We start from the raw sequence: 525 nt of genomic DNA on the forward strand, positions 1-525 counted from the left end.
TATTAGACTCATGGTATCACATCCTTCCTCATCACGCACGATAAAAACGTTACAAATTTTTGAAGGTTCGATTAAAAAACTTTTTTATGTAAAAGGAGCGAATTTCCTTGAAGCCAAACATCAGTCTCATCAATGCCGTGTTCAGAATCGCCTGCGGATTGACGATTATGTCAGCCGCCAGTGCAAAGTTTACGAAAAAACCTTGGTGCAGAATGCATCTCTTTTACATCTTTATGGGGGCCATGAAAGCGGGTTCGGGAATCTTGCGCTTCTGTCCTGTGACCTACATGTTTCAACACAGCGATTCTGGAAATAACGAGCATCAAAACGGATAAATGGGAAAGCTTGATCACAAAACGTGATCAAGCTTTTTTTTATGCCCTCCCTTTGTTTTTATATAGATATATCCTGCAGCTGCCAGCGCTGCCGGATAAAGCAGTGCCCAGCCGCTGAATGAATAAATCACCGCGCACGCCACAAATGCCCCGAGCGCCATCCACCAGCCTATATCTCTCCTGCCCAGCA

General features: G+C 44.6%; 1 protein-coding gene and 1 pseudogene. One reads left to right on the forward strand and one right to left on the reverse strand.

Annotated features, from left to right (window positions below; genetic code table 11):
* The first annotated feature begins 107 nt into the window (after positions 1-107).
* The gene (locus ACWHAR_RS31730; protein WP_003233931.1) at positions 108-335 is read left to right on the forward strand and encodes a YgaP family membrane protein; all 228 of its coding nucleotides are present in this window, start codon (positions 108-110) and stop codon (positions 333-335) included.
* Positions 336-349: 14 nt separating this feature from the next.
* Here ACWHAR_RS31730 and ACWHAR_RS31735 read toward each other — a convergent pair.
* A pseudogene (locus tag ACWHAR_RS31735) lies at positions 350-525 on the reverse strand (amino acid permease); the annotation flags it as partial.

Source organism: Bacillus sp. LR--39, assembly GCF_053613335.1.